Raw genomic sequence first — 1574 nt, 5'->3', positions numbered from 1 at the left:
GTGGCAAAGCCCAGCACCAAGGTCTTGGTGGCACCGGCCAGGCCAGCCAGCGCGGCCGAGAGCACAAAGGCCAAGAGCTTGAACTTGTCCACGTCATAGCCCAGCGAGGTGGCGCGCGCTTCGTTCTCGCGGATGGAGGTCAGCACCTGGCCGAAGGGCGAGTGCACGGTGCGGTAGATTAGCCAGAAGGCGGCGATGAAGACGCCCAGCACCACGTAGTACAGCGTCAGATCATTCTCCAGATTCAGGCCGAAGAAGCTGCCGCGCGGCACCGACTGCAGGCCGTCCTCGCCGCCGGTGAAGGGCGCTTGCAGGAAGAAGAAGTACAGCATCTGGCTCAGCGCCAGCGTGATCATGGAGAAGTAGATGCCGGTGCGGCGTATCGCCAGCAGGCCGAAGAGCAGGCCCACGCCACCGGCGGCCAGGGCGCCGAAGATCAGACCCATGGGGGCGGGCAGGCCCCAGACCTTGAGCGCATGGCCGGTGGCGTAGGCGGCCGTGCCCAGGAAGGCAGCATGGCCGAAGCTCAAGAGGCCGGTGAAGCCGATCAGCAGATTGAAGGCGCAGGCGAACAGGGCAAAGCACAGCACCTTCATCACGAAGATGGGGTAGACGCCCAGGGCCGGCAAGAGGGCAATGCCCAGGAAGAGGGCGGCGTAGCCTGGCAGTGGGTTCTTGTTCATTTTTCTTTTCCAAACAAGCCAGCGGGGCGCACCAGCAGAACAATCGCCATCACGACGAACACGACGGTGCTGGAGGCCTCGGGGTAGAAGACCTTGGTCAGGCCCTCGATCACGCCCAGGCCCAGGCCGGTGATGACCGAGCCCAGGATGGAGCCCATGCCACCGATCACCACCACGGCGAAGACGACGATGATGAGGTTGGAGCCCATCAGGGCGGAGACCTGCAAAATCGGCGCGGCCAGCACGCCGGCAAAGGCCGCCAGGGCCACGCCGCCGGCATAGGTCAGCGTGATCATGCGCGGCACATTGATGCCGAAGGCCTGCACCAGCTTGGGGTTCTCGGTGCCGGCGCGCAGCGTGGCGCCCAGCGAGGTCTTCTCGATCAAGGCCCAGACGGCCAGGCACACGGTGATGGAGGCCACTACCACCCAGGCGCGGTAATTGGGCAGCACCATAAAGCCCAGATTGGTGGCGCCCTGCAGCGCCTCGGGCACCGAGTACTGCTGGCCCGAGACGCCGTAGAAGGAGCGGAACACGCCCTCCATCACCAGGGTGATGCCGAAGGTCAGCAGCAGGCCGTAGATATGGTCTAACTTGTAAAGCCACTGCAAGAGCAGGCGCTCGATCAGGATGCCCAGCAGGCCGACGACCAGAGGGGCCAGCAAGAGCATGAGCCAGTAGTTGAGGCCCAGGTATTCCAGTCCCATCCAGGCCAGGAAGGCGCCCATCATGTAGAGGGCGCCGTGGGCGAAGTTGATGATGCCCAGCATGCCGAAGATCACGGCCAGGCCCAGCGACAAGATCGCGTAGAAGGAACCGTTGACCAGACCCAGCAGGAGCTGGCCCAGCAGAGCAGGCAGGGGGATGCCGAAGAGGTCTGTCATTTCTTCA

General features: G+C 64.1%; 2 protein-coding genes. Both read right to left on the bottom strand.

All coding sequences use genetic code 11. The features are described from left to right. A partial coding sequence (locus HNP55_RS23950; protein ID WP_184304931.1) for a branched-chain amino acid ABC transporter permease occupies positions 1 to 683 on the bottom strand: 683 nt, incomplete at its 3' end. Beyond that, a complete protein-coding gene (locus HNP55_RS23945) occupies positions 680 to 1567 on the bottom strand; it encodes a branched-chain amino acid ABC transporter permease (protein WP_184304929.1) in 888 nt (295 codons plus the stop codon). The genes HNP55_RS23945 and HNP55_RS23950, both read right to left, overlap by 4 nt. Positions 1568 to 1574: the final 7 nt, after the last annotated feature.

Origin of the sequence: Roseateles oligotrophus (assembly GCF_014204525.1) — a bacterium.
Lineage (GTDB): Bacteria > Pseudomonadota > Gammaproteobacteria > Burkholderiales > Burkholderiaceae_C > Paucibacter_A > Paucibacter_A oligotrophus_A.
Note: the sequence above shows the minus strand (reverse complement) of the source record. Positions and strands in the feature narration are given on the sequence as shown.